The following is a 26,074-nucleotide window of genomic DNA, read 5'->3' on the forward strand; positions in this document are numbered from 1 at the left end:
TCCGTGATGAGGTGCGGGGGCTCCGGCGGCGGCCGGGCCCCCGCATCCGCGTGTCCACCGGCCGAACCTTGACACTCCGTCGATAGCGGCGAGACACTGGGACCGTCATGGGAGAGCGCTCTCCCGAGCGATCTCGACCCCCGTGCCGACCCACTCCCCGCTGTCGGCACGGTCCAGAAGCCCGCGGTGACCACGGCTCTCCGTGGCCACCGCGGGCTTCTGTGTATATTCGGCCGCAAAGCTAAGGGTCCTAGGAAGGGCGGGAGCGGGGATGGTTCGCGCGGGGCTCACGACCGAGCGGGTCGTGGCGGCTGCGGCCGATCTGGCGGACTCGGCCGGCTTCGACAAGGTCACCATCTCCGCGCTGGCCCGGGGCTTCGGCGTCAAGGACGCGAGCCTCTACTCCCACGTCAAGAACCTGGGGGACCTGCGCACCCGCGTCGCGCTGCTGGCCGCCGAGGAGTTCATCGACCGCATCGAGGCGGCGGTGGCCGGCCGGGCCGGAAAGGACGCGCTGGTCGCGTTCGCCGACGCGTACCGCACCTTCGCGCTGGAGCACCCCGGCCGGTACGCGGCCACGCAGTACCGCGTCGACCCCGCGATCGTCGCCGAGGCACCCGCGTACCACCGCACCCTCCGCACCACCTCCGCGATGCTCCGCGCGTACGGCCTGACCGAACCCGACCTCACGGACGCGGTACGCCTGCTGCGCAGCACCTTCCACGGCTTCACCGCCCTGGAGGCCGAGGGCGGCTTCGAGGCGCCGCGGCCCGTGCAGAAGTCCTGGGAACGCGCGGTGGAGGGGCTGCACTTCCTGCTGACGGACTGGGCGCGGGCGACCGGCGGGGCGTAGCCGTTTCTTGCCGCATCCTGACTTCCCAGCCGGGCCATACCCATCGGGGCACCCAAGATCACAGAATGCAGGCTCTACCCTGCGGTGGTCTTCGAAGGCGTTACTGCTGTGTGTGCCGCGCGGGTGCTGGTTCGTCAACTCCGAGGGCTGTTGATGGACATCAGCGACGCCATCCATGCCCCTCTGGCGACGCGATCGACCGCGTTCCGAGACTGGACCCGACCTCAGAACTTCCTGGAAGTCGCATTCCCTGGACGTCTTTCGTCAGACGAACGCCAGCTCGCGGAACACGTTGCGGATGTCGGTCAGCGGTTGGCGGTCGCGGGTGAAGTAGAGCTTGTTGGTCAGCAGGACCGCCCAGCGGTCCTGAGCGGGGGAGATCCACATGCCGGTCCCGGTGAAGCCGTAGTGGACCCAGACATCCTGCTCGTCGGTCGTGCCGGGCGCCGGGTGCCAGAACAGGCCGCGCTCCGGTTGGAGGCCGCCGGTCTGCACGGTGAGGGAGTGGGCGCTCCACTCGGCGCCGAAGCCGGCCTCGGCGGGGGCTGTGGTGTGGTCGAGCATGTAGCGCAGGAAGACGGCCAGGTCGTCGAGGACGGTGAAGGCGCCGGCGATGCCGCAGACGCCGCCCAGGAGCCGGGCGGAGAAGTCGTGGGCGACGCCCTTGAGGTGGGTGTCGGTGTCCTGGTCGAGTTCGGTGGGAGCGCAGTTGGCCGCGAGGTCGGCGGGCAGGGGACCGTACCGGGTGGAGCTCATGCCGAGTGGGCGCCAAGTCCTTTTCTCGGCCAGCTGGTCGATCGGTTGACCGGAGAGGTGTTCGGCGAGGTAGCCGAGGATGAGGGCGGCCCGGTCGGTGTACTCGACGGCTTCGCCGGGCGGTCGATTGAGGGCTTCTCGCAGAACCCCGCGGCGAATGGCGACGGGATCACTGCCGTAGAGGCTCTTCAGCTGGGCTCGGAGGGGCAGACCGGCAGCGTGGGTCAGGAGCTGGCGCGCTGTTACGGCGCCGAGGGGGTGGCCTGCGGCCTCGTCCCAGAAGGTGCCGAGCGGGGCGTCGAGGTCGAGGACGCTGTCCTCCCACAGCGCGCCGATGGACGCCCAGGCTGCAAGGATCTTGGTCAGGCTGGCCGCGTCGAAGACGGTGTCCAGCCGCATCCTCACGTCGGGTTCATCGGGATTCAAAGCCCCGGTGGCACCAGCCGCCTGGACTCCGCCGGAGTCGCCGACAGCCCACACCGCGCCCGGATAGACCTTGTCGCGGACGCCTTCGCTCAACAGGTTCTCGATGCGGTCGGTCTGGAACAGCATGGTCTCCCTCTTCGTGTGGGCATCCCGGCGGCCAGCGTAGTGAAGTGAAGGGTGCGGGACGGACAGCGGCGTGCCGCTGGTATGCAGGGCGCGTTGCCCGGCCCGCTGGTCTCAAGTGAGCTGACGGCCGAGGCTGGCCAGTTCTCGGGCGGTCTTCGACAGGGGGTAGCGGGCGGCGTTGGCGTATCCGGCCTGTCTGAGGGCCGAGAGGAGTCCGGGTTCGCTTCGCAAGCGATCCAGATCCCGGCTGAGCACGGAAGGGCGCGTGAAGTCGGCAGTCATGCCGGAGCCACCGAGGGCTTCGCTGAGGCCGGGGACTGGCTGGTAGAGGACGGGGAGTCCGCAGGCTTGGGCTTCGAGGGCGACCAGGCCCATGGCCTCCAGGGTCGTGGAGGGCATGACGAGTAGGTCGTGCTCGGCGAACGTACTCCACAGCTGGGGGCGGCGGAGCCAGCCGAGATAGCGGGCCCTCACTCCCGCTTGCTGTAGCTGCGGGGCCAGCGCCCGGAACTGAGAGCTGGGAGCGGCGATCGACAGTTCGATGCCCTTGAGCGGGGCCACGCTCCGGATCAGCGCCTCCACGCCCTTCTCAGCGGTAAGCCGGCCCGCGTACAGCATGCGGAAGTGGCCCTTGGTCGTGCGTACGGGCTGGGTCAGCGGCTGAGTGAGGAGGTGGGCGGGGATGCCCCACGAGATACGGGTGATCTTGCGGCGGTCGGTCTCCGGAGCGAGCTTGAGAAGGTGATCTGCCATCGCGTTGGTGGGCACGACGATGGCGTCGGCGGCGCGGGCGGTCGCTCTCAGGACCCGGAGCTGGTCGCGGTGGGCTTCGGCGAAGATCAGGTCGGTGCCGTGCACCAAGGCGATTCGGGGGTGCTCGGGAAAGGCCCGGATCAGCGCTGGTGTCGCCCCGAATGCGAGGTGTTGCAGATGCAGTATTCCGACGTCTGCCGGATCTACCGCCCTGACCAGCGCCCGCTGGAGCGTGGCGACGTAGCGTTGGAAGGCATAGCCGGTCAGGCACTTGCCCGGCGCCTCCACCAGACCCAGTCCTGCTGGTGCTGTCGGCCTCGGCCCCCTGCCCTCCGGCGCGAGCATGAAGGCTCTGGCGGGCAGGAGTGGATCGCTGCCGGTGTAGAGGTCCAGGAAGAGTTCGACGCTTCCGCCGGGGCTCGGGAACGGTAGGTCGAGGGCCGTGAGGATGGTGGGGTTCACGCGGGGCCTCCCGGGTTTTCCTCGTGGAGGCGGGACGTTTCGATGCCCTGGCTTGCCCGGTATTTGAGGCCGTGGTCCTGGTAGCTGGCCGCAGCGCCGAGGGCCTGGAGGAAGACCAGCTTTCCGAAGGTCATGCGTGGGTAGACCCGGACCGGCCGGCTGGCGCGGATCTCCAGGGTCCAGCGGATGGCGTGGCCCTGGTGTCCGAGGGGAGCGGAGACGTGGACCCAGATGCCGAGTGCGCCGATGGTCCGGTTGCCGTTGAGGAACTGCGCGTACGTCTCCGAGCCGGTTCGCTCGTACGTCGTTCCCAGGTAGAGAACCTCCGGCCGCAGCACGTAGCCGGTGGCGGGGATCGGCACCTCCTGGAACTCGGTCGGCTTGGCTGCGTCCAGGGAGCCGTCGTGGAAGCGCAGGGTGTCGCCGAGGCTCCAGTCGTAAGCGTTGGGGGACACCCTCTGCGGCTCGTACGGCTCGATGGTGATCTCGCCGGCGGCTCTGGCGGCAGTGATGGCGGGGCCGGTGAGGATCACGATGCCACCGCCCGTAAGGCGGCGAGGTCGCGCCAGTACGCGGAGGGCTGGGGGCCGGCAGCGGACTGGTATTTGCCCGAGTAGAGCGCCACCGGGCCGACGGACACGAAGAACATGATCTGGCCGATCCGCATGCCGGGGTACACGCGCAGGGGTCGTATCGGGGAGAGCATGAGTGTCCACTGGCCGTGGAAGCCGATGTCGCCGATGGGTGCGGTGATCTCGACGAACAGGCCGAGGCGGCCTACCGAGGACCGGCCGAAGAGCAGCGGCACGAACGTGTTGGAGCCGACCTCTTCGATGGTGTGGCCGAGGTAGAGCTGGCCGGGTTGGAGTTCGTAGCCGTCGGGGCCGATCTCGATCGGCACGGTGGGATTCGGCTGGTGGGCGTCGAGCGTGTCTGCGGCGTACGTGAGCAGGGTCCCGCCGAGGCGGACGTTGTAGCTGTTCGGGTTGACCTGTGTCGGTTCGAACGGGGAGATGCGGATGCGGCCGTCGGTCGCGGCCTGGGTGATCTCGGGGCCGGTGAGGATCATCGCAAGCCTCCATCGGTGAGCGTGTGCTGCAGGGCTTGGCCGAGGGGGATGCCGGCCTGTTGGGTACGGCCTCCGAGGTACGTCTCGGCCAGATAGCCGGTGGTGAGTACGGTCGGCACGCGGTCGGGCAGGGGCTCGGGGGCGAACACGATCGGGCCGGTTCTCTCCGCGAGATGGGAGAGGAGGGCCGCCGGGTCTGTGGCGAAGGGCTCGGGTACGCGGGCGTGGACGAGCTGGTTGTTGAAGGGCTCGATGGCGAGGAGCGTTCCTGTGGTGAGCGTGGTCCCGAGCTGGACTGCGCGGAGGGCCGTTTCGTTGAGTACGACGGCTTCGGCGCCCAGGCCGCTGTGGAGGCGGTTGCAGAGGTCCTGGAGAAGGGCTCGACGTTCGAGAGGGCGGTTCTCGTACGGATGCCGGATCGGTCCGAGCGGTGTGCTCAGCTCCTCGCGGACAGTGTCGATGGCTTCTCGTACCGGCGTGAGCTCGTCCGGGAGCCCGCCCGCTGCTGGGAAGTCCGCCAGTCGACCCGCCCAGCCGGAGTGCAAAGGCTGCGCGAGTGCGTATCCCGCTGCCAGCTCGCGTCCCTTGAGGACGAGCGTGTCTCCGACGGGCACCGGCTTCGGACGGTCGCTGTGGCAGTGTCCGGCGAAGACGATGTCCAGGAACGGGCAGGCGGCGGCCAGCTTGAGGTCCTCGTCGAACCCGGAGTGGCTCAGCACTACCCAGGAGTCCGCCTTGTGGTGATGGGCCAGCATCAGCTCGCGCAGTGCACGCACGGGCTCGACGACACGGTGGCCGGCGCGTTGGTCGGGCGGGATGGCGTTGAATGCCTGCGGCCCGATGACGCCCGTGAGGGCGATACGGCGGGTGCCGATGCGCACCAGGCGGACCTGGTGGAAGAGCGGCTCACCGGTGTCGTCGCCGACGACGTTCGCGCACACGCTGATGTCGTGGAGGGCGGGTTCGAGGTGGTGGCTCCAGCCGTGATTGCCAGGAACGATGGCATCGTAGAGGCGGAGCAGGACGTCTCGTTCGATCCGTCCCCGGCCGAGCCGGTAGTAACCCGTGCCCTCGAAGAAGTCCCCGCAGTCGACGATGAGGCTGTCGTGTCTCATGGCGTGCAGGTGCGCGAGCATCGGTGCGGCGTCGTCGAACGCCGAGTGGAAATCGGTGGTGGCGATGATGCGCTGGAGGCGTCTCGGGGCGGTCATGGGGCGACCTCGCAGATGTCGGCGCCGAGTGCGAGGAGCTTGCCGGGCAGATCGGCGTGGCCGCGGCGGATCTGGTCGACTCTGCCGAGCGTGGTGACGCCTCGGGCGGTGAGCCCGGCGATCATCAGCGCCGAACCCGTACGGATGTCGGTCGCCTCCACCCCGGCGCCCGTCAGGCGCTGCGGTCCGGTGAACCGGCATTCGGTGGTGGACAGTTCGGTGATGACTCCGCCCATGCGGACGAGCTGAGGGATGAGGTTGCTGTGGCGTCCGGGGTTGATCGGGTCAGAGAAGAAGTGCGTGCCGGGGAATCCCAGGGCGAGGCCGAGGAGCGGTGGCTCGAAGTCGGCGTCGAGGCCGTTGGGAGCGAGGGAGGCCATGGCCCGGAGCGGCCGACCGGTCGGCTGGATGTCCAGGCCGTGTACGACGAGCGCCTCGGCTTCGTAGGCGATGGGGATGCCCACCCGGTTCAGCGCAGTGATCAGCGGTGCTATGTCGGGACCGTGGACACCCTCGACCCGGGCGGTACCGCCAGTTGCGGCCACGGCACAGGCCAGCGTCCCGGCCTCGATCTTGTCTCCGGGCACTTTCCAGGCAGGTACGTCCTGCAAAACCGAGGACGGCGCTACGAGGGTGAGGACGCGCTCGCCGGCACGGCACTCGTAGCCGATGGCCTTCAGCGCGTTCAGTACGCCGAGGACCTCCGGGGAGAGATTCGGCTGACCGAGCCGGAGCGGCGTACCGGCGACCGCGGCGCGCAGGATCGCGGCGATCGTCGCCCCGCGTGAGCGGAACGGCAGGACCAGCGACACCGTGCCCCGAACTGCCTTGCCGACTTCGACCAGGTACCCGCGATCATCCACGCGGATCCGGTCGCCGAAGGCTTCGTACACCTTGAAGTGCTGTTCCATGCCACGGTCGCCGATCCGGCACCCGCCGGGCCAGGGGAGCCGGGCCCGGCCGCACCGGGCGATAAGGGCGGGGACGAGGTAGTAGGAAGCACGGATGCTGGACGCGGCCTCACCCAGATCGTCGGGCGTCAGAGTAGTCTCGCCAGGGAGCACCAGGGTGGTTGGGCCGTCACTGAGCGGGTGAGCGGTGTTCCAGCCCGCCTGCTGCAGCAGGTCGAGCAGTGTCCGTACGTCGGAGCTGGCGGGCACGTTGTCGAGGCGCACGGGTCGAAGGAGGGCAGCCGCAGCCGCGACGAGCGGGAGCGCGGCATTCTTTGAACCGTCGACCCTCACGGCACCGGTGAGCGGCTGTCCGGGCCGGATCGCGATGACCTCGGATGTGACTGCGGGGGCACAGGCATTCACGTGCAACTCCTCTGCGTAGGAGGGGCCGAGGCGGATACCACCCCGGCGGAAGGTGGAACCGCCGCTTCGATCTCGGCCCAGCAGCACTTGCCGGAGTCTGTCGGCGTCGTACCGAAGCGGTCCGCGAGGACGCCGACGAGGAAGAGGCCGCGTCCGCCCTCGCTGTCCTTGTCCGGCAGCGTCGGCTTCGGTGCAGCGTGGCTCGCGTCGCTGACCTCCACCCGCACAACCTCGCCGGAGAGCTGAGCCTTGACGCCGATCGGCTGGTGACCGGCGTAACGGACCGCGTTCGTGACGAGCTCGCTGACGACCAACTCGACCGTGTCGACGGCTTGCGGCATCGCGAGCACTGCCGGCCATGCGGCTATGGCCTCCCGCACCCGGCGCCGCGCCACGGGCACGGCAACCGGCGTCGGCGGGAGAGTAAAGGTGAGCTGGTGGGCTTCCACGAGCGGCCTCCAGGGATCGGTTGCGACCACCCCAAGAAACCGCGCTCACGACGCAGTTCGCGATGCCCTGTGCCCGTACCGCATCGTCTATGCAGAAGCTGCATGAAGCCCCTGCACCGCTCGCCTACGCTCGTTCACAAGGGCATGCTCGGTGAGGACGGAAGGGCATGGATGGCAGACGTGAAGACCGAAGCCGAGACGATCGGCGCGGCGATCAAGCACGCCCGCCAGCGCGCCGGCCGCTCGCAGACGGACGTTGCCACTGCCCTGGGCTACCACCAGTCGAAGCTCAGCCGCCTGGAGAACGGGCGGGGTACGGAAGACACCCGGGTCTTACGTGCAGTCGCAGCCGAACTCGGCATCCCCTTAAGCCTCCTCGGCCTGAGCGCTACCGGCCCGTCCACAGAACCGACCGACGATCCCGAGACAGAAGACATGCGCCGCCGCACCTTCCTCGCCGTGAGCATCGCCTCCTTCACGGCCCACACCGCACCTGCCACGGCTGCCCACGCCGACCTCGTCCGCGCCCTTCTTCCCGGACCGCAGATTGCGTCCGCTCAGGCAGGAGCCTCGGACACAGCCTCTCTGGAGTCACGCGTCGCCGCCGCCCGGCGCCTGTTCTCCATGTGCGACTACGCACAGCTGGAAACCGTCCTGCCCGCCTTGCTCACCGACCTGCGAGAGGCCGCAGCCGACCACCGCAACGCGACCGAAGCGTGTGGACTCCTGGCCACCGCGTATCAGACCTCGACCAGCCTGCTGCTCAAGCAGGGCGACCACGGCAACGCCTGGCTCGCGGTAGGCCGCGCCCTCTCCGAAGCCGAGCGCTCCGGCGACCCCGTCGTCCTCGCCTCCAGCGTCCGCGTACACGCCCACGTCCTGACCAGAGAAAAACACACCACCCAGGCCGTCACTCTCGTCCGGCACACGGCGGGCCAGCTCGCCGGCGCGTACGACCAACGGTCCCCTCGCTACCTGGCCGCTGTGGGGCTACTCCTCCTCCGGGGAGTCACAGCCGCCAGCACGGCCGGAGATCGCGCAGCTACACGCGAATTCCTCGACGAAGCCCGGAACGTCGCCCGCTACGTCGCACTCGACCAGCCCGACGCCTGGGCGAACTTCAGCCCCACCAACCTCTCCCTTCACACCGTGAGCGCCGCGGTCGCCCTCGGTGATGCGGGCATCGCCCTGAACACCGCCGCGCCCCTCATGCGGCGGCACATCCCCGTCCCCGAACGCCGAGCGGCCCTGTGGGTCGAAGCAGCCCGCGCGTACAACCAGCAGGGCCGACTCGCAGAGGGCTACCAGGCCCTCCGTATCGCCGAATCCTGCGCCGCCCAAGACGTACGCCGCCCCGCGGTCCGCGACCTGGTGGTCGACATGGCCGCCCGCGACCGGCGACGTACGCTGCCCGCACTCCACCTCCTGAGCCGACGACTGGGAGCCCCAGCGTGACGACACAACCCTTCCTGTACGTCGTGGTCTGCGCAGCCGGTATCGCGGGCGACGCCCACAAGCTGATCACCGCCGCACAGGACAGGGGCTGGGGCGTCGGGGTCGTAGCCACGCCCCAGGGGCTCGGCTTCCTCGACACGGAAGCGATCGAGGCCCAGACCGGCTACCCGATCCGCTCGGCCTGGCGCAGTCCCGGCGACCCGCGCCCACTCCCGCCCGCCGACGCCATCGCCGTCGCGCCCGCCACCTTCAACACGATCAACAAATGGACGGCCGGCATCGCCGACACCCTGGCCCTCGGCATCCTGTGCGAGGCATACGGGTTCGGCATCCCGACTGCCGTCCTCCCGTACGTGAACACGGCCATGGCCGCCCACCCGGCATACGGCCGAAGCCTGAACCAGCTCCGCGAGATGGGCGTACTGATCGGGTCGTACGAGCCGCACCCACCGAAGACGGGCGGTGGAGCGGACCGCTTCCGGTGGGAGGAAGCGCTGGAGCTGTTGGAAGGCAAGATCGCATCTTCCTCCGGAAGATGATCGCTGTTCTGGGAGGACGACGGGGTGGTCACCGCAGCGGCCCGCCGGTTGTGGCACCCGCGTGGGCGGCTCCTGACCCACCCCGATTGGCCAGTTGTATTTTCAAGCTGTGTTCCTCATGTTGTCGCATGATGCTGACAAGTGCGCTTGATCTCGCGAAGGTGCACGCCAAGCTCGGATGTCCCGAGGCGCATCAGCCCGAGCAGGGTCTCGAAACAGGTCGTCGCCTGCGATAGTTGAAGGGGAGGGCGGCCGGGCGCCGCCGTGTCCGGTTACCCGAGCGGGACCCGGACACAGCGGTGCCCGGCCGCCCACGCTTGGATTCTAGTAGTCGTCACAAAACCCCAGCTCAAGGGGTGCGACGGACTTCGAGGGCCGACCGGCTGGGCCATGGGGGAATCGAACCCACGGCCGATGGATTAAAAGTCCGCTGGCCCCGACATCCCGCACCCCGAAACCCCCGGCGGCGGCGGTGGTCCGTCGCGGCCGGGGGCTGCCGGTGTGTCTGATGGGTGTCAGGCGGCCTTGCGGGGGCGGGGGGTCGTCGCTTCGCGGATCAGTTCCGCGTAACGGCGGCCGCTGGTTTTGACCGTGCGGCGCTGGGTCGCGTAGTCGACGTGGACCAGGCCGAACCGCTTGTCGTAGCCGTACGCCCACTCGAAGTTGTCCAGGAGCGACCAGGCGAAGTAGCCGGCCAGCGGGGCGCCCTTGCGGACGGCGCGGGCGCAGGCCGCGAGGTGTTCCTCCAGGTACTGCGTGCGCTCGGGGTCGTGCACGGACCCGTCGGCGAGCACGACGTCCTGGTAGGCCGAGCCATTCTCCGTGACGTAGATGCGCTCGGCGCCGTACTCCTCGGTGAGGCGCAGCAGCAGCTGCTCCAGGCCCTGCGCGTGCACCTCCCAGTCCATGTGGGTGTGGCGGGACCCGGGCAGGTACACCTGCTTGGCGTGCGGGACCGGGCCGGACGGGTCGGCGGTGACGACCTGGCGGAAGTAGTAGTTGACGCCCAGCCAGTCCAGCGGCGCGGAGATGAGCTCCATGTCGCCGTCCTGGAGGGGGAGTTCGACTCCGTACAGGTCCACCATGTCCTGCGGGTAGCCGCGCCCGAGGATCGGGTCGAGCCACCAGCGGTTGATGTGCCCGTCGCCGCGCACCGCCGCCGCCCGGTCCGCCTCGCGGTCGGTGGCCGCCTCCACGGGGCTGAGGTTGTTGACGATGCCGACCCGGGCGTCGGGGGAGATGCCCCGGATCGCCCGCACCGCGAGGCCGTGGCCCAGGTGCAGGTGGCAGGAGGCCCGGACGGCGGCGGTCAGGTCGGTGAGACCCGGTGCCATCGTGCCCTCCAGGTGGCCGATCCACGCCGAGCACAGGGGCTCGTTGAGGGTCGCCCAGTCCTTGACCCGGTCCCCGAGGCGTTCCACGACGGCCGAGGTGTAGGTGGCGAAGTGCTCCGCGGTCTCCCGTACGGTCCAGCCGCCCCGGTCCTGGAGCGCCTGCGGCAGGTCCCAGTGGTAGAGCGTGGCGAACGGGGTGATCCCGGCCTCCAGGAGCCCGTCCACCAGCCGGTCGTAGAAGTCGAGGCCGGCCGCGTTGACCGGTCCGTCGCCGCCGGGCACGATGCGCGGCCAGGCGAGCGAGAAGCGGTACGCGTTCGCGCCCACCTCCTTGATCAGGCCGATGTCCTCCGGGACCCGGTGGTAGTGGTCGCAGGCCACGTCGCCGGTGTCGCCGCCGGCCACCTTGCCCGGGGTGTGCGAGAAGGTGTCCCAGATGGAGGGGGCACGGCCGTCCTCGGCCACCGCTCCCTCGATCTGGTACGCGGCGGTCGCGACGCCCCAGGTGAAGCCGGCCGGCAGGGCGCTGAGGTCGTTCACGGACTTCCTTTCCGGTGTGGTCACTTGACGGCTCCCGCGGTCAGGCCGGCCACCAGATAGCGCTGGAGGAGCAGGAAGCCGGCGACGATCGGCACGCTGACGACGAGCGAGGCGGCCATGACCTGGTTCCAGTACACGTCGTTCTGGGTGGCGTAGCCCTGGAGGCCGACGGCCAGGGTGCGGGTCGTGTCGTTGGTCATGACGGAGGCGAAGAGGACCTCGCCCCACGCCGTCATGAACGCGTACACGGCGACGGCGACGATGCCCGGCACCGCGGCCGGCACCACGACCTTGAACAGGGCGCGGATCGGCCCGCAGCCGTCGACGAGCGCGGCCTCGTCCAGATCCCGGGGGATCGAGTCGAAGTAGCCGATGAGCATCCAGATGGAGAACGGCAGCGAGAACGTCAGATACGTGAGGATCAGACCGCCGCGCGAGCCGTACAGGGCGACGCCCGTGCTGTTGCCGATGTTCACGAAGATGAGGAACAGCGGCAGCAGGAAGAGGATGCCCGGGAACATCTGGGTGGAGAGCACGGTGACGGTGAAGACCCGCTTGCCGCGGAACTTGTAGCGGCTCACCGCGTACGCCGAGAACACCGCGATGATCACCGAGAGGACCGTCGCCGCGCCCGCCACGATCAGCGAGTTGACGAAGTACCGGGCGAGCGGGACGGTGTCCCAGATGTCGAAGTAGGGCTGCACGGTCAGCCCCGACGGGATCCAGTGGAACTTCCCCGACACGTCCTGGAGCGGCTTGAGCGAGCTGCTGATCATCACATAGACGGGCAGCAGCGCGAAGACGGCCAGGAAGGTCAGGATGGCGCGGCGGGCCCACAGGAAGGACTGCGGCGCGGCCATCGGCGAGCGGGTCCGCTTCCGCGCTCCCGTCTTCGCCGGCAGCGTCCCCGTCTTCGCCGGCAGTACGGACGGCTGGGCATGGCTAGGCATCGGCACCCTTCCTTCCGCGTGAGGTGATGAACAGGTAGACGGCCGTCACGACCAGCAGGAACAGGAGCAGGAGCACGGACATCGCGGAGCCGGTGCCGAAGTTCCAGGTGACGAACGAGGACTGGTAGATGTGGATCGAGATGAGATCCGCGTTCTCCGGGGCGGCCTTTCCGAAGAGCACGTACGGGGTGTTGAAGTCGTTGAACGTCCACAGGAACAGGACGAGCACCAGGACCTGGTTGACCGGGCGCAGCGACGGCAGCGTGATCTTGCGGATCTGCTGCCAGATGCCGGCGCCGTCGATGGAGGCGGCCTCGTACAGCTCGCGCGGGATGTTCTGGAGCCCGGCCATCACGATCAGGAAGGCGAAGGGCCAGCCCTTCCAGACCGAGACGATGATCAGCGCGTAGATGCTGTTGTCGCCGATCAGCCAGAACGACGGCTGGTCGGTGAGCCCGAGCTGGTCGTGGAGCACGTGGTTGATCAGGCCGTTGTCGCGCTGGAACATGAAGGCCCAGGTGATCACGGCCGCGTAGACCGGCAGGGCGTACGGGACGAGGAAGATCGCCCGGAGGAAGCCCCTGCCGCGGAAGTTCTCCTGGAGCATGATCGCCGCCGCGACCCCGAACAGCCACGCCAGGCCGACGGCGAAGAACGTGAAGACGCAGGTGACGAAGAACGAGTGAAGCAGTGCCTCGCCGATCGGGGCGTTGACGTCGACGGCGATCTTGTAGTTGTCGAAGCCACTCCAGGGCGCCCCGCCCCAGTTGTTGATGTAGAACTGCGTGAACTGGCGGAAGCTCATCACGATTCCGATGATCATCGGAATCACATGGACGAGGAGTTCGAGCAGGACGGCCGGCAGGAGCAGGAGATAGGGCAGTCCGCCCTGGCGGATCCGGTCGGGGATGCGCGGCAGTCTCCTGCGCGCACCCCCGCTGCCCCGGCTCGTCACCCTGTCCGACTTGTCCGTCAGGCTGTCGGTGGTCACGGTGGCGGTCATGAAGGGAGCCTTACTGCTGCATCGTCTGCTGGGCCTTTTCCAGGCGCGCCTTGACGGATTCGGTGGTCACGGGGCGGCCGGCCGCTGCGTCGGCCCACAGCTCCTTGACCGCGGTGCCGACGGCGGTCTCGAACTGCGACTCGTTGGGGACCTGCGGCAGCGGGGCCGCGCTCTTGGCCAGCGTGTCGCGCAGGACCGCGAGGTCGGGCGCCGAGAACGCCTCGTCCGCCTGGGCGGTCTTGACCGGCGGGATCGACCCGTAGGTCTTGTTGAGGAGCTTCTGCTCGTCGTCGCTCGTCATGAACTTCACGAACTTCTTGGCGCCGTCGAGGTTCTTGGTGTTCTTGAACACCGCCATGTTGATGCCGGCGACCATGGAGTTGGTGTTCTTGCCCTGGCCGGGGGTGCCGGACGCGACCGGGACGGGGGCCGCGCCCCAGTCCTCGGGCTTCATGCCCTGCGAGGCGAAGGTGGAGGCCGCGGCCTGCCACAGCACCATCGCGGTCTTGCCCTTGGCGAAGTCCGTCAGGGACTGGTTCTGGGCGTACTCCGCGTTGCCCGGGGCGATGATCTTGTCCTTGGCCATGAAGTCGATGTACTGCTTCACGGCCGCGACCGCGCCGTCCGAGGTGAAGGTCGGCTTGCCGTCGGCGTCGAAGAAGTCGGCGCCGTGCTGCTGGCCCAGGACGAACGTCTGGTGGATGTTGTTGGAGAGGTTCGAGCCCTCGGCGCCCAGCCCCCACTTGCCGTCCTTGGAGAGCTTCTTGCCGTCCGCGACCAGCTCGTCCCAGGTGGCCGGGGGCTTCTCGATGCCGGCCTCGGCGAAGCTCTTCTTGTTGTAGTAGAGGGCGTACGCGAGTGAGTACAGCGGGACCGCGGCGGGGTCCTGGCCCTCCGCGCCGGCCGAGGCGACCGCCGAGTCGACGAACCGGTCACGGCCGCCGATCGCGTCGAAGTTCTCCTCGCTCCAGGGGAGCAGCGCGCCGGTCGCCTGGAGCGACGCCGACCAGGTGTTGCCGATGTTCAGGACGTCCGGGCCCTGACCGGACGTGGTGGCGGCGAGGATCCGGTTGAGCAGGTCGGCCCACGGCACGACCTCCAGCTTGACCTTGATGCCGGTCTGCTCCTCGAACTTCTTCAGCTCGGGCGTCAGGATCTTCTTGTCGGCCTCGATGCTGGGTCCCTGGTTGGAGGCCCAGTACGTGAGGGTCTTCGGCGAATCGTTGCTGCCGCCCGAGGACGTGCCGCCTCCGCAGCCGGTGACACCGGCGGCTATGGAGATCGCGAGGGTGACGGCTGCCGCGGCTCTGATGGTGCGCATACGGGATGGCCCCTTTCCGGGGAGGAAGGCTGTGTTCGAGAACCGAACGACCTTCAGGACTTAATTTATGACGTGATTTAAGAGGTGAGAGAAGGTCGCGTCAAGTCCCGGGGTCGCGGTATGTTTCCGCCAGGGAAGGAGCCACATGGCTGAGCGCAACAGACGGACCGTGCGTGACCTGCGACGCGGCAACCGGTCGCGGGTATTGCAACGGTTGTATTTCGACGGCCCGCTGAGCCGCCAGGAGCTCGGTCCGGCGACCGGGCTGAGTTCGGGTTCCATCAGCAACGTCGTCGCGGAGCTCTCCGCGGAGAATCTCCTGGAGGAGGCCGGGGTCGTGGACTCCGACGGCGGCCGCCCCCGCACCCTGCTGCGCGTCGCCCCCGGCGGCGGCCTCCTCATCGGCATCGACATCGGTGAGACCCGGATCAGGGTGGAGCTCTTCGACCTCTCCCTGACCGAACTCGCCCGCACCGAGCGGCTGCTCGCCCAGCACGGCTACGACGTGGACCGCATCGTCGGCCATGTCCGCAGCGGCGTCGCCGACGTGCTGCGGGACGCCGGCGCCGACCCGCACCGGCTGCTCGGCATCGGGATCGGCGTCCCCGGCATCATCGAGCGCCACGCACCGGACGGCTCCGTCGGCGACGTGGGCTCCGTCGTCCACGGCCAGACCATCGACTGGAGCGCCGTCCCCTTCGAGCGGCTGCTCAGGGACGCCGTGCGAGTGCCGCCCGAGGTCCCGTTCTTCATCGACAACGGCGCCAAGACGCTCGGCCAGGCCGAGATGTGGTTCGGCGGCGGGCGCGGCGCGGGAGCCTCCGCGATAGCGCTCATCGGCTCCGGCGTCGGCGCCTGCGTCAATCACGGCGCACTCCTGGACGAGGACCGCAGCAGCCAGGCCCTGGAGTGGGGCCACAGCACCGTGCAGCTGCGCGGCCGGCGCTGCCGCTGCGGCTCGATCGGCTGCCTGGAGGCTTACGCGGGTGCCGAGGCGATGCGCGAGCGCTGGCACGAGGCGGGCGGCCCGCTGCCCGCCGACGCCGACGACGAGACCGCGCTCGCCGCGCTCCTCGGCGCCGCCTACCCGCCCCCCGGGGCCGAGCCCGACCCGGTGGCGGTCGCGCTCCTCGACGAGACCGCCGAGTGCCTGGGCGCCGCGCTGGGCGACCTGATCAACCTCTTCCTGCCCGAGCGCATCCTGCTCGGCGGCTGGGCGGGCCTCCTGATCGGCCCGCATCTGCTGCCCGACATCCGGCGGTACGCCCAGGAGTACGCGCTGAAGCACGCCGCGGCCCGGACCACCATCGAGATGGGCCGCCTCGGCCCGGACGCGGTCACGGTCGGCGCGGCGACCCTGCCCCTGGCCGACTTCCTGGCACGCGGCGGCAGCCGCCCCGCCCCGGTGACCCGCCCGGCCCCCACGGCCCCGGCGGCGCTCCGCACCCCGGCGGACGCCGTACGCGGCAGGGAACGGCCCCGGACGGGGTGAGCGGGGCTCTCCGGCGGACCGCGGCTCCCAGGGCGTGTCCGGAAAGTCCCGTCGTACGCCCGCAGGCCGGGCGGGGCTTCACGGACGCGCCCTACGCCGAGTCCCGCACCACCAGCGACGGCTCGAAGATCACGGACGTCGCGGCGCCCTCCGGCTTGCCCAGCCGCTCGATCAGCAGCCGGGCCATCTCGGCGGCCATCGCCTCCACCGGCTGGCGGACCGTGGTCAGTGGCGGACGGCAGGCCAGGGCCGCGCTGCTGTCGTCGAAGCCGATCACCGCGACGTCCTCCGGGACCCGCTTGCCGCGCTCCCGCAGGATGTGGCAGGCGCCCGTGGCCATCAGGTCGTTGGCCGCGAACACCCCGTCCAGATCCGGATGTTCGGCCAGCAGCCGCTCCATCGCGGTCTCGCCGCTCTCCTGCGTGAACCGCCCCTCGGCGATCGCGATGTAGGGGTGCCCGTTCTGCGTCATCGCGTCCCGGAAGCCGGCCAGCCGCTCCTGCACCGCGGGCACGTCGAGCGGTCCGGTGATGGTCGCGATCCGGCGGCAGCCCCGGGCCAGCAGATGCTCGGCGGCCAGTCGTGCGCCGTCCTGATGGGCGACGTCGACATAGCTGATCCGGGCCGCCCGTGCCGGGCGCGCGTACAGCACGGCGGGCAGCCCCGCGTCCGTCAGCATGCCCGGCAGCGGGTCCTCCGCGTGCGTCGAGACGACGAGCGCGCCGTCCGCGCTGCCCTGGCGCAGGAACGCCACCACGTCCTCCCGCGCCCGTGACGTCTCGGCGAACATCAGGACCGGGTGCATTCCGCGCGGCCGCAGATAGTTGACGACTCCGGTCACCACCCGCCCGAAGAACGGGTCGGCGAAGACCTGCCCGGTGAACGACGCCCCCTCGCCGCCCTCCGCCTCGTCCGCCGGCGCGTCCTCCGCCGCCTCTGTCTCCGGCTCGACGCCCGCGCCCGACACCACCAGCGCGATGGCGTCGGTGCGCCGGGTCACCAGCGAGCGCGCCGCGCGGTTGGGCGCGTAGCCGGTGGAGGCGACCGCGCGGCGCACCGCCTCCTGAATCACCGGGTCGACATTCCGTACGCCGTTGATCACCCGGGAGACGGTGGCGCGGGACACACCGGCCGCCCTCGCCACGTCCTCAAGGGTGGGTGTTCCGGCCGGTCGCAGATCATCCGTCATGAGCGCATTTATAGCATCAGCGGAGAGCGCTCTCCATCGTGCTCCGAACCGTTACCGGATCCTTTCCCGGCCGAGTCCGCACCCGGCCCCGCCACGATCCGCGCGGTGAGCGGCAGATCGCCCGCCGAACGGCCCCCGAGCAGCGTGAACGCACCCGCCTCCGTCTCCCAGCGGCGCCCCCCGGGCGACCAGTGGGCCAGCGCCCGCCCGTCCACCCGGACCGCCGCGACCGCGCTCTCCCCGGGCTCCGCCACGACCGCCGCGTAACCGATGAGCTTGCGCACCGGCCGCTCCACGGCGGACCCGCTCCGCGCCAGGTAGACCTGCACCACCTCCCGCCCGCGCCGCCGCCCGGTGTTCCGCACCCGCACCCGTACGTCGAAGGGCTCCCCGGCCCGCACCGCCGCCGGGGCCGTCAGCTCCTCGTACGCCCAGCCGGTGTACCCGAGCCCGTGGCCGAACCAGTACGCCGGAGCGGCCCCCGACCGCAGCCAGGCCCGGTAGCCGATGTGCGGGCCCTCCGTGTAGTGCAGCCGCCCGTCGCCGTCGGGCGCGGTCCCGAGCACCGGTACGTCGTCCTGGGCGGCGGCCCAGGTGGTCGGCAGCCGGCCGCCGGGCTCGGCGTGCCCGAACAGCACGTCGGCCAGCCCGTCCCCGGCCTCCTGGCCCGGGAACCAGGTGAGCAGCAGCGCGGGCACCCGGGTGTGCCAGGGCAGGGCGACCGGGCCGCCCGCGTTGACCACGACGACGGTGCGCGGGTTGGCCCGCGCCACCGCCCGCACCAGCGCGTCCTGGCCCTCCGGCAGGTCCAGGCTCTCCCGGTCGTGGCCCTCGGACTCGCTCTGCTCCGTTGTGCCCACGACCACCACCGCCACGTCGGCCGCGCGTGCGGCGGCGACCGCTTCGGCGAGCGCGGCGTCCCCGTCACCGGCGGGCGGGGCGGCGGCGAGGACCGTCGCGACCCCCGATCCCGGGGCGAGCGAACGGCGCGCGACGACCTCCACCTCGCGGCCCGCCGTCATCTCCGCGCGGGCCGTGTGGAGCGGCGGGGCGACGTGCACCCGGGTCGGGTCGTCGCTGTCCAGCGGGAAGGTGCCGGACAGCACCTCCTGCCCGTCGACGGAGAGCGAGATGTCGCCCCAGCCGCCCACCGCCCAGGTCCAGCTGCCGCCCCCGGCGGGCCGGTGGAGCGTCCGGATCTCGACGAACGCCGCGTCCCCGGCCGGCACCGAGGGCTCCACGATCCGCCCGGACAGCCGGTGCTCCGCGTGGAGTTCGGCCCCGTCCGCGTCGAGCAGCCGCACCAGCACCCCGGGCTCGCCGTCACGCGGATCGCGGGCCCGGTCGCGCCCGAGCGGTTCGGGCCGGCCGGACGGGGGAAGACCCGGCCGGTACGTCACCGCCGCGACCCCGTGAAGCTCCCGCTCGATCCCGGCCAGCGGGGTGACCACATGCTCCGGGAACACCTCCGCGCTGCCCCCGCCCTGGATGCGTACGGCGGTGGCGTGCGGCCCGATCACGGCCACGGACCTCAGCGCCGACGCGTCGAGCGGCAGCACCCCGCCCTCGTTGCGCAGCAGCACCGCACCGGCGGACACGGCCCGGCGCAGCAGGGCGCGCCCGGCCTCCGGGGTCGTCGCGGGCCTGCGCGCCGGGCGGTCCGGGCCGAGCGCGCCCACCCGGCGGGCCAGCCGCAGCAGTCTGCGCACCTTGTCGTCCACGGCTTCGGCGGGGACCAGGCCCGCTTCGAGCGCCGCGAGCAGACCGGCCGCCCAGGGGCCGTCCGGGCCCGGCATCGCCAGGTCCTGGCCGGAGCGCGCGGCGTCGAGGAGGGTCCGCACACCGCCCCAGTCGGAGACCACGAGGCCGTCGAAGCCCCAGTCGTCCTTGAGCGGGTGTTCCAGGAGCGGTGAGGCGGACATGGTGACGCCGTCGACCTGGTTGTACGCGGACATGACGGCCCAGACCCCGGCCGCGACGGCTTCCTCGAACGGGGCGAGATACACCTCGCGCAGGGTGCGTTCATCCATACGGATGTCGACGGTCAGCCGGTCCGTCTCGGCGTCGTTGCCGACGAAGTGCTTCGCGGTGGCGGCGACCCCGCCCGACTGGATGCCCCGGATCAGCGCCGCGCCGGTGCGGCCGGTGAGCAGCGGGTCTTCCGAGAAGCACTCGAAGTGCCGGCCGCCCAGCGGGGAACGGTGCAGATTGAGCGTGGGGGCCAGGAGCACGTCGACGCCCTTGCGCCGCGCCTCGGAGGCGAGTAGAGCGCCGAGGTCCGTCAGCAGCCGTTCGTCCCAGGAGGCGGCGAGCGCGGTGGGGGAGGGGAGGACGAGTGAGGTCTCGCGTTCGTCCCAGGTGTCGCCCCGGACACCGGCCGGACCGTCGGAGAGGGTGAGCGCGCGCAGCCCGGCGGCCGCCTCGGCGTAGGTGCGCCAGGTACTGGCCCCGGTGAGCAGACGAACCTTCTGTGCCGCGTCCAGCTTGTCGAGCAGCGGTTCGGTCTCTTCGTCCGTCATGGCGGCCATGCTCCTTCGTGCACCGCGCTCCCACGCATGTCGGAGAGCGCTCTCCCAGCTGTCGGGCCCAGGGTCCCCGCTCGCCGCCGACCGTGTCAATGGGTGCCAGGGGCGGGTCTGTTCGGCCGTCCGCCTCGCCGCCCGTGGCCGTCCGGCTGGAAAGCACCGGCCGGCCGGGGGACACCCGCCTCGGGCTGGCGATGCACCTCGACAACGAGGGGCCCACCCGCCCCGGAGTCGTCGTCCGGGTCCACATCGGAGCCGGCCGCACCGGCGACCCCCTTCCGGAGCTGGAGGAGAGGTCCGACGCGGGCTGGAAGGTCATCGCGCTCACCGCCGACCGGGACAAGCGCGGCTGGACCGGGCTGCTCCGGACGAACCTGCCGAAGGGCGGCCTGCTCGGCTTCCTGAACGTCACCCCGCACGCCGGACCCCGGGGCCTGTCGTCAGACTGGCGTCTGCCGCGCGACGCCATGCACGCACTCTCGCGGCACGCCGAGAGCACGCACCTGACGCCGCGCGGCCGCCCTTCGGGCAACGACGCCAGTCTGACGACAGGCCCCGGGTCGAGGGCGACGAACTCCCGGTGGACGTCACCCTGTCCGACGGTTCCCGGACCCTCGCACGCGGGCACGGGTCGGTGCGCCCTGCCGCCCTGTCGCTCGACCGCGCCACCGTGGACGAGCCCGCCGCACTGGGCCACGGGCGCTGGACCGAGGTGACGTACACCGCCGTCAACCACTCGCACAGTGGCTACCCGCAGGCCCAGGTCCAGGGCGAGCTCGGCGCCTGCGAGGCGGGACCGGACAATCCGCTCGAAGGGGCCGGCTGCTCCGGCTCGCGGCGCCATGCCGTGACCACGTTGCTGCGCACCCAGTGGTACGACGACGGCCGCCGGCAGGACGTGTCCGCGCCGGACGACGGCACTCTGCTCGCCGAGACGTTCACCCTGCCGCTGGGGGAACTGCCCGCGGACTCCAAACGAAAGGCCCTAGACGGAAAGGACCGTCTGCTCACGATCACGGCCCGGGTCAACGGCCAGGCCGCCGGTGCGTCGGAACGCTCCCTGGGCATGGGCGAGCCGCTCACCTTCGCCCTGCGCTGACCGCCCCGCACCCGCGCCGCGCGGCGATGGCCGAAACGTACCGTGGTCTTGTCATCACCCGCTGTCTGCACATAAGTTGACCGCTTGCGACATGTCCTACAGCCAGTGGGGGAGCCAAGTCATGGCCGCGAACGGACGGCACCGCAGATACCAGCCGAGCCGCATCAACCGGGCTTCGCTCACCGTCACCGCAGGGGGCGCCGGCCTCGCTCTCCCGCTCCTCACCGCCGCTTCGGCGGGCGCCGCGTCGACGGACGTCTGGGAGAAGGTCGCCGCCTGCGAGTCCACCGGCAACTGGCACATCAACAGCGGCAACGGGTACTTCGGCGGCCTCCAGTTCACCCGCTCCACCTGGGCGGCGTACGGCGGCACGGTCTACGCGGCGCGCGCCGACCTCGCCACCAGGGACCAGCAGATCGCCATCGCGGAGAAGGTCCTGGAGGGCCAGGGCCCCGGCGCCTGGCCGGTCTGCTCCGGAAAGGCGGGCCTGACCCGGGGCGGCGCCACGCCCGACGTCAGCCCGCAGAGTGAGCGCAGGGCGAGCGTCGCGACGCCGAAGAAGCCGGACAGCGCGTCGTTGTCGTCCGGCCCCACGCAGACCAAGAAGGCCACGGCCGCGGCCACACCGACCACGGTCCCGGGCAAGCGCGAGTCGTACACCGTGACATCCGGCGACTCGCTCTCCGGAATCGCGGACGACCAGCACCTCCAGGGCGGCTGGCAGCGGCTCTACGCGGCGAACCGCGCGGTCGTCGGCGACGACCCGGACCTCATCTTCCCCGGCCAGCGCCTGACCCTGACCGGAACGCCCAGGACGGCCACGAAGGCCGCGCCGAGGACGGCGACCAGGGCCGAACCGAAGACGGCGTCCAAGGCGGCCCCGAAACCCGTACAGACGCCCAAGCCACAGCAGAAGCAGACGCCCAAGCCGCAGCCGAAGAAGACCCAGCCGCAGAAGACCGGGCACGCGCAGAAGCACAGCGGGCTCACCGCCCCCGTCGCGGCCCGCACCGGCACTCCGTACCACCAGGCGGGTTCCTGGTCCAGCGGCTACCACACGGGCGTCGACTTCCCCGTGCCCACCGGCACCTCCGTCAAGGCGATGGCGGCCGGCACCGTCGTATCGGCGGGCTGGGCGGGACCGTACGGCTATCAGGTCGTCATCCGGCACGGTGACGGCAAGTACAGCCAGTACGCGCATCTGTCCTCGCTGCTCGTGCGCGGCGGGCAGCACGTCACCGGTGGACAGCGGATCGCCCGTTCCGGCGCCACCGGCAACGTCACGGGACCGCACCTGCACTTCGAGGTCCGCACCGGCCCCGGCTACGGCTCCGACATCGACCCGCTGGCCTACCTCAGGGCGGGCGGCGTCAAGGTCTGAACGCCCCGGTCACCGGCCTCCCCGGCGGCGGCCCGGCGCGCGGCGCCCGGCGGAGGGCCGAACCCCACCCGGCCAGCCAGGCCCGCCGGCGGCATCCGTGCGGGCAGCGCCGGGCGGGGTGTCCGAGGACCCGCCGCCCCGGGACCGGTTGCGGCGGCCGGCGCCTGCTCCACCGTGCGGGGCGGGACGCCCGCCGGGACCGGTGGTCCGGCGGGCCCGGCGAAATCCCCGGCCTCCTCGCCCACCGCCGAGGGCCCGTCCGGGGCGGACCCGGTGGCCGGTCCGGGGTCCACGGCATCCGTCGGCGCCCCCGGCGCCAGGCGTTCCGCGGTCATCCGTTCCGTGGTCAGCATGATCAGCCCGCCGGCCGCGACCGCCCCGCACACCAGGGCCAGCACCGTGCCCGTGACCCCGTGCCGGAACTGCTCGCCGAACAGCGTGATCCCCACCGCCGCGGCCACCACCGGATTCACCACGGTCACCGTGGCCAGCGGGGCCGTCAGACCCGCGCCCCGGTAGGCGGCCTGGGACAGCAGCAGACCGGAGCCCGCGAGCGCCGCGATCACCAGCAGGGGCATGAGCCCCGACTTCACGGCGCCCGCCGTCCACTCCATGGCCACGGTCTTCGTGTACACCGACGCGATGCCGAACGCGACGCCCGCCGCCCCGGCCAGCACCACACTGCGCATCACCGGCCGGCGCATCGCCCGCGAGAGCAGCATCAGCGCCGCCACCGCGCCGAAGGTCACCACCGCCAGCATCAGCTGCTGCGGGGCCCCCAGGCTGTGCGCGTCGGAGCTGCCCGTCAGCGCGAGCAGCCCGGCCAGACCCACCGTCGCCATGACCGCGCCGCGCCAGGCCGTCGCCCCGGCCCTGCGGCGTACGAACAGCGCGGCCATCGGCAGAGCGAAGACGATCGTGAGCGCTCCCAGCGGCTGTACGAGGCTCAGCGGGCCGTACGCCAGCGCCACGACGTGCAGGACGGCACCCAGCCCGTTGAGCGTGACGGCCGCCCACCAGACCCGGTTGCGCAGCGGGGCGAGCGAGCGGCCGTCGGAGGCCGTGGCCACGCGCTCCTGGACGATCGCCCCGGCCGCGTAGGCGACCGCGGAGACCAGTGACAGGAGAACGGACAGCGCAAGGGAACTCATGTACACCACGATCCCCTTTTCCAGCCGCCGCGTCGTCGTCCCTGAGGCGGCGATCCGGCGTACTGCTCTGGTAGTACGGCAGTGGTCCGGGTGTCCTCCTCTTGACGGTAGTCCTCCGCGCGGCGGACGTCAGAAGGATCTTGCCGGGGGCGGCCTTCACGGGACCGACACGCGAGGTGCCCGTCCGACCTCTTGACGCGGTCACGGCGGAATCCCAAGAATGATCGCGCTCTGACAACGTTGTCCTAAGGAGTCTCCCCATGCATCGGACCCCACGGCCGGGACTGCGCGGCCCGGCGGCCGTGCTCGCCGCCGCCGCGCTCCTGGGCGGTGTCCTCCTCCCCGGGGCCACGGCCGAGGCCGCCCCCCGGAGCGACGGCCGGCTGACCGATCTGGTCAACCCGTTCATCGGCACCCAGAACGAGGGCAACACCTACCCCGGCGCCTCCGTGCCCTTCGGCATGGTGCAGCTCTCGCCGGACACCGGGCACAACACCGGTTACGACTACGGCGAGAACCACATCCGCGGCTTCTCCGCCGTCCACCTCTCCGGCGTCGGCTGCGGCCTCGGCGGCGACCTGCCGACGCTGCCCACCACCGGGGACGTCACCGAGACCGACTACGCGAAGTACGCGGCGGAGTTCAGCCACGACGACGAGAAGGCGAGCCCCGGCTACTACCGGGTCGGACTCAAGACCGGCATCGGGGCCGAGCTGACCGCCACGCGGCGCACCGGCGTCCAGCGCTACACCTTCCCGGCCACCGACAAGGCCAACGTCCTGCTCAACGCCGGCCAGTCGCTGCACCGGACGCTCGCCTCCGACGTGGAGATCCTGGACAACCGCACCGTGCGGACCGCCATCACCGGCAGCGGCTTCTGCCAGGACACCAAGCCGTACACGGTCTACACGATCACCCGCTTCGACCGTCCCTTCACCACCTCCGGCACCTGGAACGGCGACACTGTCACCGGCGCCAGGAAGTCCACGGCCACCGACGCCCGCAACGGCGCCTGGCTGCGGTTCGACACGACGAAGGACCGCACGGTCGAGGCCACCACGGCCCTCAGCTACGTCGACGCCAAGGGTGCCGCGCTCAACCTCCGCGCCGAGGGCGGCCACAGCTTCGACCACGTCCTGCGCTCCGCCGAACGCACCTGGGAGGACCGCCTCGAAGGCGTGAAGGCCCAGGGCGGCGGCGACGAACTGCGCCGGACCTTCTACTCCTCCCTCTACCGCTCCTTCCTCGCGCCCAACGTGGGCAGCGACGTGGACGGCCGCTACACCGGGTGGGACCAGAAGAAGCACCGCGCGAAAGGCTTCACGTACTACCAGAACTGGTCGCTCTGGGACACCTACCGCACCCAGGCCCAGCTGCTTTCCCTGCTCGCCCCGCGCGAATCCCGCGACATGGCGATATCCGTCCTGCGCATCGACGCGGAGAGCGGCTGGCTGCCCAAGTGGGGCTACGGTACGGTCGAGACCAACATCATGACCGGCGACCCGGTCACGCCCTTCCTCACCAACGCCTACCAGCAGGGCCTGCTGAAGGGGTACGAGGAGGAGGCGTACCGCGCCCTGAAGAAGAACGCCGACGGGGTGCCGCCCACCGGCTCCGCACCCGTGGGCCGCGAGGCCAACGTCCCGTACCTGAAGGACGGCTTCGCCCCGTACATCAAGGACCGGCCGCACGCGAAGCCCGGCGACTCCGACTTCGACTACGGTGCCTCCGCCACTCTGGAGTACGCCCTGGCCGACGGCATGCTCGCCGAGATGGCCCGCGACCTCGGCCACAAGGCCGACGCGGCACGCTACGCGGCCCGCGCCCAGAACTACCGCAAGATCTTCGACCCCTCGACCGGCTTCTTCCGCGCCCGGGACGCCTCCGGCGCCTTCACCGGCCCCGCCGACCCGGCCGAGAGCGAGGGCTTCCACGAGGGCACGTCCTGGCAGTACCAGTGGCTGGTCCCGCAGGACATCCCGGGCATGGTCGACCTCATCGGCGGGAAGGACGCCGCCAACCAGCGGCTCGACTCGTTCTTCGCGTACGACAAGCTCCTCGCCGACCCGGCGAAGACCGCCCGCGAGGTGTGGGTGAACGGCCCGTACGCGTACTACAACGCCGACAAGTACAACCCGCAGAACGAACCCGACCTCATCGCCCCGTACACCTATCTCTCCACCGGCCGGCCGTGGCAGACGACCGATGTGGTCCACGCGGCCCTGACACTCTTCACCAACGGCCCGACCGGCATGACCGGCAACGACGACCTCGGCACGATGTCCGCCTGGATGGTGCTCTCGTCCATCGGCGTCTTCCCGGTCCAGCCGGGCACCGACACCTGGGGCCTGTCCACGCCCGCGTTCGAACGCGTCGACATCAAGCTCGACCGGCGCTACTACCCGCGTGGCGCGCTGACCGTCAGCGCCCCCGGCACCTCGGACACCGACCGCTACATCCAGTCCGCCCGGCTGGACGGTGCGGCGCAGTCGCGTACCTACCTGACCACGGACGACATCCGCTCGGCCCGCTCGCTCTCCTTCACGGTGGGCGACGAGCCGTCGGCGTGGGGCACCTCGCCCGAGGACGCCCCGCCCGCCCTGGGCTGACCGGGCGGTGACACGGCGAGCGCCCTTCTCCCCGCCGGACGGGAAGAAGGGCGCTCGGTGTTCGC

21 protein-coding genes are annotated in these 26,074 nt (G+C 70.9%); 7 read left to right on the forward strand and 14 right to left on the reverse strand.

Annotated features, from left to right (window positions below; genetic code table 11):
* Window positions 1-271 precede the first annotated feature (271 nt).
* Window positions 272-853 carry a TetR/AcrR family transcriptional regulator gene (locus OG338_RS27835; protein ID WP_405939977.1) on the forward strand — a complete coding sequence of 194 codons (582 nt, stop codon included), beginning with the start codon at window positions 272-274 and terminating at the stop codon, window positions 851-853.
* A gap of 264 nt (window positions 854-1,117) precedes the next feature.
* On the opposite strand, the gene OG338_RS27840 is transcribed toward OG338_RS27835, so the two are convergent.
* From OG338_RS27840 to OG338_RS27870, 7 genes are all read right to left on the reverse strand, one after another.
* On the reverse strand, window positions 1,118-2,161 hold the full coding sequence (locus tag OG338_RS27840; protein ID WP_405939978.1) for a serine hydrolase domain-containing protein: 1,044 nt from the start codon (window positions 2,159-2,161) through the stop codon (window positions 1,118-1,120).
* Between the two features lie 111 nt (window positions 2,162-2,272).
* On the reverse strand, window positions 2,273-3,376 hold the full coding sequence (locus OG338_RS27845) for a glycosyltransferase family 4 protein (protein WP_405939979.1): 1,104 nt from the start codon (window positions 3,374-3,376) through the stop codon (window positions 2,273-2,275).
* Window positions 3,373-3,909, reverse strand: coding sequence for a dCTP deaminase domain-containing protein (locus OG338_RS27850; RefSeq protein WP_405939980.1), 537 nt, complete (start codon window positions 3,907-3,909; stop codon window positions 3,373-3,375). Before OG338_RS27850 ends, OG338_RS27845 begins: the two co-directional genes overlap by 4 nt.
* Window positions 3,906-4,445 carry a dCTP deaminase gene (gene dcd / locus OG338_RS27855; protein ID WP_405939981.1) on the reverse strand — a complete coding sequence of 180 codons (540 nt, stop codon included), beginning with the start codon at window positions 4,443-4,445 and terminating at the stop codon, window positions 3,906-3,908. Before dcd ends, OG338_RS27850 begins: the two co-directional genes overlap by 4 nt.
* Entirely contained in the window at window positions 4,442-5,656 is a 1,215-nt protein-coding gene (locus OG338_RS27860; protein WP_405939982.1) for a metallophosphoesterase, read from the reverse strand. The genes dcd and OG338_RS27860 overlap by 4 nt, the downstream gene beginning before the upstream one ends.
* Complete coding sequence (locus OG338_RS27865) at window positions 5,653-6,972, reverse strand: UDP-N-acetylglucosamine 1-carboxyvinyltransferase (protein WP_405940546.1); 1,320 nt, start codon at window positions 6,970-6,972, stop codon at window positions 5,653-5,655. The genes OG338_RS27860 and OG338_RS27865 overlap by 4 nt, the downstream gene beginning before the upstream one ends.
* The gene (locus tag OG338_RS27870; protein ID WP_405939983.1) at window positions 6,969-7,421 is read right to left on the reverse strand and encodes an ATP-binding protein; all 453 of its coding nucleotides are present in this window, start codon (window positions 7,419-7,421) and stop codon (window positions 6,969-6,971) included. Before OG338_RS27870 ends, OG338_RS27865 begins: the two co-directional genes overlap by 4 nt.
* Window positions 7,422-7,592: 171 nt before the next feature.
* Between OG338_RS27870 and OG338_RS27875 the strand changes: the two genes are divergently transcribed.
* Together OG338_RS27875 and OG338_RS27880 are read left to right on the forward strand one after the other, a co-directional pair.
* Window positions 7,593-8,876, forward strand: coding sequence for a helix-turn-helix domain-containing protein (locus OG338_RS27875; protein WP_405939984.1), 1,284 nt, complete (start codon window positions 7,593-7,595; stop codon window positions 8,874-8,876).
* A complete protein-coding gene (locus OG338_RS27880; protein WP_405939985.1) occupies window positions 8,873-9,415 on the forward strand; it encodes a flavoprotein in 543 nt (180 codons plus the stop codon). The genes OG338_RS27875 and OG338_RS27880 overlap by 4 nt, the downstream gene beginning before the upstream one ends.
* A 515-nt stretch (window positions 9,416-9,930) precedes the next feature.
* Here the strand turns inward: OG338_RS27880 and OG338_RS27885 are convergent.
* The 4 genes from OG338_RS27885 to OG338_RS27900 all read right to left on the reverse strand — a co-directional run bounded on the left by OG338_RS27885 (window position 9,931) and on the right by OG338_RS27900 (window position 14,563).
* Window positions 9,931-11,289 (reverse strand): GH1 family beta-glucosidase, encoded by a 1,359-nt coding sequence (locus OG338_RS27885; RefSeq protein WP_405939986.1) that lies wholly within the window; start codon window positions 11,287-11,289, stop codon window positions 9,931-9,933.
* A gap of 20 nt (window positions 11,290-11,309) precedes the next feature.
* Window positions 11,310-12,149 (reverse strand): carbohydrate ABC transporter permease, encoded by an 840-nt coding sequence (locus OG338_RS27890; protein WP_405940547.1) that lies wholly within the window; start codon window positions 12,147-12,149, stop codon window positions 11,310-11,312.
* 82 nt (window positions 12,150-12,231) lie between these two features.
* A complete protein-coding gene (locus tag OG338_RS27895; RefSeq protein WP_405939987.1) occupies window positions 12,232-13,242 on the reverse strand; it encodes a carbohydrate ABC transporter permease in 1,011 nt (336 codons plus the stop codon).
* Window positions 13,243-13,252: 10 nt separating this feature from the next.
* Window positions 13,253-14,563, reverse strand: coding sequence for an ABC transporter substrate-binding protein (locus tag OG338_RS27900; RefSeq protein WP_405939988.1), 1,311 nt, complete (start codon window positions 14,561-14,563; stop codon window positions 13,253-13,255).
* A gap of 145 nt (window positions 14,564-14,708) precedes the next feature.
* Between OG338_RS27900 and OG338_RS27905 the strand changes: the two genes are divergently transcribed.
* Window positions 14,709-16,055, forward strand: a complete 1,347-nt coding sequence (locus OG338_RS27905; protein ID WP_405939989.1) for an ROK family protein — start codon at window positions 14,709-14,711, stop codon at window positions 16,053-16,055.
* Between the two features lie 91 nt (window positions 16,056-16,146).
* On the opposite strand, the gene OG338_RS27910 is transcribed toward OG338_RS27905, so the two are convergent.
* Both OG338_RS27910 and OG338_RS27915 read right to left on the reverse strand, forming a co-directional pair.
* Window positions 16,147-17,244: a LacI family DNA-binding transcriptional regulator gene (locus tag OG338_RS27910; RefSeq protein ID WP_405939990.1), complete on the reverse strand. Its 1,098-nt coding sequence runs from the start codon at window positions 17,242-17,244 to the stop codon at window positions 16,147-16,149.
* Window positions 17,245-17,252: 8 nt separating this feature from the next.
* Window positions 17,253-19,763 carry a glycoside hydrolase family 3 C-terminal domain-containing protein gene (locus OG338_RS27915; RefSeq protein WP_405939991.1) on the reverse strand — a complete coding sequence of 837 codons (2,511 nt, stop codon included), beginning with the start codon at window positions 19,761-19,763 and terminating at the stop codon, window positions 17,253-17,255.
* Window positions 19,764-20,349: 586 nt separating this feature from the next.
* Between OG338_RS27915 and OG338_RS27920 the strand changes: the two genes are divergently transcribed.
* Complete coding sequence (locus OG338_RS27920; RefSeq protein ID WP_405939992.1) at window positions 20,350-20,868, forward strand: hypothetical protein; 519 nt, start codon at window positions 20,350-20,352, stop codon at window positions 20,866-20,868.
* A gap of 121 nt (window positions 20,869-20,989) precedes the next feature.
* Window positions 20,990-22,249, forward strand: a complete 1,260-nt coding sequence (locus tag OG338_RS27925) for a transglycosylase family protein (protein WP_405939993.1) — start codon at window positions 20,990-20,992, stop codon at window positions 22,247-22,249.
* On the opposite strand, the gene OG338_RS27930 is transcribed toward OG338_RS27925, so the two are convergent.
* Window positions 22,219-23,409 carry a DMT family transporter gene (locus tag OG338_RS27930; RefSeq protein ID WP_405939994.1) on the reverse strand — a complete coding sequence of 397 codons (1,191 nt, stop codon included), beginning with the start codon at window positions 23,407-23,409 and terminating at the stop codon, window positions 22,219-22,221. The genes OG338_RS27925 and OG338_RS27930 overlap by 31 nt on opposite strands.
* Window positions 23,410-23,660: 251 nt before the next feature.
* Between OG338_RS27930 and OG338_RS27935 the strand changes: the two genes are divergently transcribed.
* Entirely contained in the window at window positions 23,661-26,009 is a 2,349-nt protein-coding gene (locus OG338_RS27935) for a GH92 family glycosyl hydrolase (protein WP_405939995.1), read from the forward strand.
* The last annotated feature ends 65 nt before the right edge of the window (window positions 26,010-26,074 follow it).

This window comes from Streptomyces sp. NBC_00726, assembly GCF_045161735.1.
GTDB lineage: Bacteria > Actinomycetota > Actinomycetes > Streptomycetales > Streptomycetaceae > Streptomyces.

Coding starts and splice junctions, on each gene's coding strand:
- OG338_RS27910 (WP_405939990.1), bottom strand. CDS start 17,244: ATGACGGATGATCTGCGACCGGCCGGAACACCCACCCTTGAGGACGTG.
- OG338_RS27915 (WP_405939991.1), bottom strand. CDS start 19,763: ATGACGGACGAAGAGACCGAACCGCTGCTCGACAAGCTGGACGCGGCA.
- OG338_RS27900 (WP_405939988.1), bottom strand. CDS start 14,563: ATGCGCACCATCAGAGCCGCGGCAGCCGTCACCCTCGCGATCTCCATA.
- OG338_RS27905 (WP_405939989.1), top strand. CDS start 14,709: ATGGCTGAGCGCAACAGACGGACCGTGCGTGACCTGCGACGCGGCAAC.
- OG338_RS27840 (WP_405939978.1), bottom strand. CDS start 2,161: ATGCTGTTCCAGACCGACCGCATCGAGAACCTGTTGAGCGAAGGCGTC.
- OG338_RS27860 (WP_405939982.1), bottom strand. CDS start 5,656: ATGACCGCCCCGAGACGCCTCCAGCGCATCATCGCCACCACCGATTTC.
- OG338_RS27835 (WP_405939977.1), top strand. CDS start 272: ATGGTTCGCGCGGGGCTCACGACCGAGCGGGTCGTGGCGGCTGCGGCC.
- dcd (WP_405939981.1), bottom strand. CDS start 4,445: ATGATCCTCACCGGCCCCGAGATCACCCAGGCCGCGACCGACGGCCGC.
- OG338_RS27895 (WP_405939987.1), bottom strand. CDS start 13,242: ATGACCGCCACCGTGACCACCGACAGCCTGACGGACAAGTCGGACAGG.
- OG338_RS27925 (WP_405939993.1), top strand. CDS start 20,990: ATGGCCGCGAACGGACGGCACCGCAGATACCAGCCGAGCCGCATCAAC.
- OG338_RS27875 (WP_405939984.1), top strand. CDS start 7,593: ATGGCAGACGTGAAGACCGAAGCCGAGACGATCGGCGCGGCGATCAAG.
- OG338_RS27935 (WP_405939995.1), top strand. CDS start 23,661: ATGCATCGGACCCCACGGCCGGGACTGCGCGGCCCGGCGGCCGTGCTC.
- OG338_RS27890 (WP_405940547.1), bottom strand. CDS start 12,149: ATGGCCGCGCCGCAGTCCTTCCTGTGGGCCCGCCGCGCCATCCTGACC.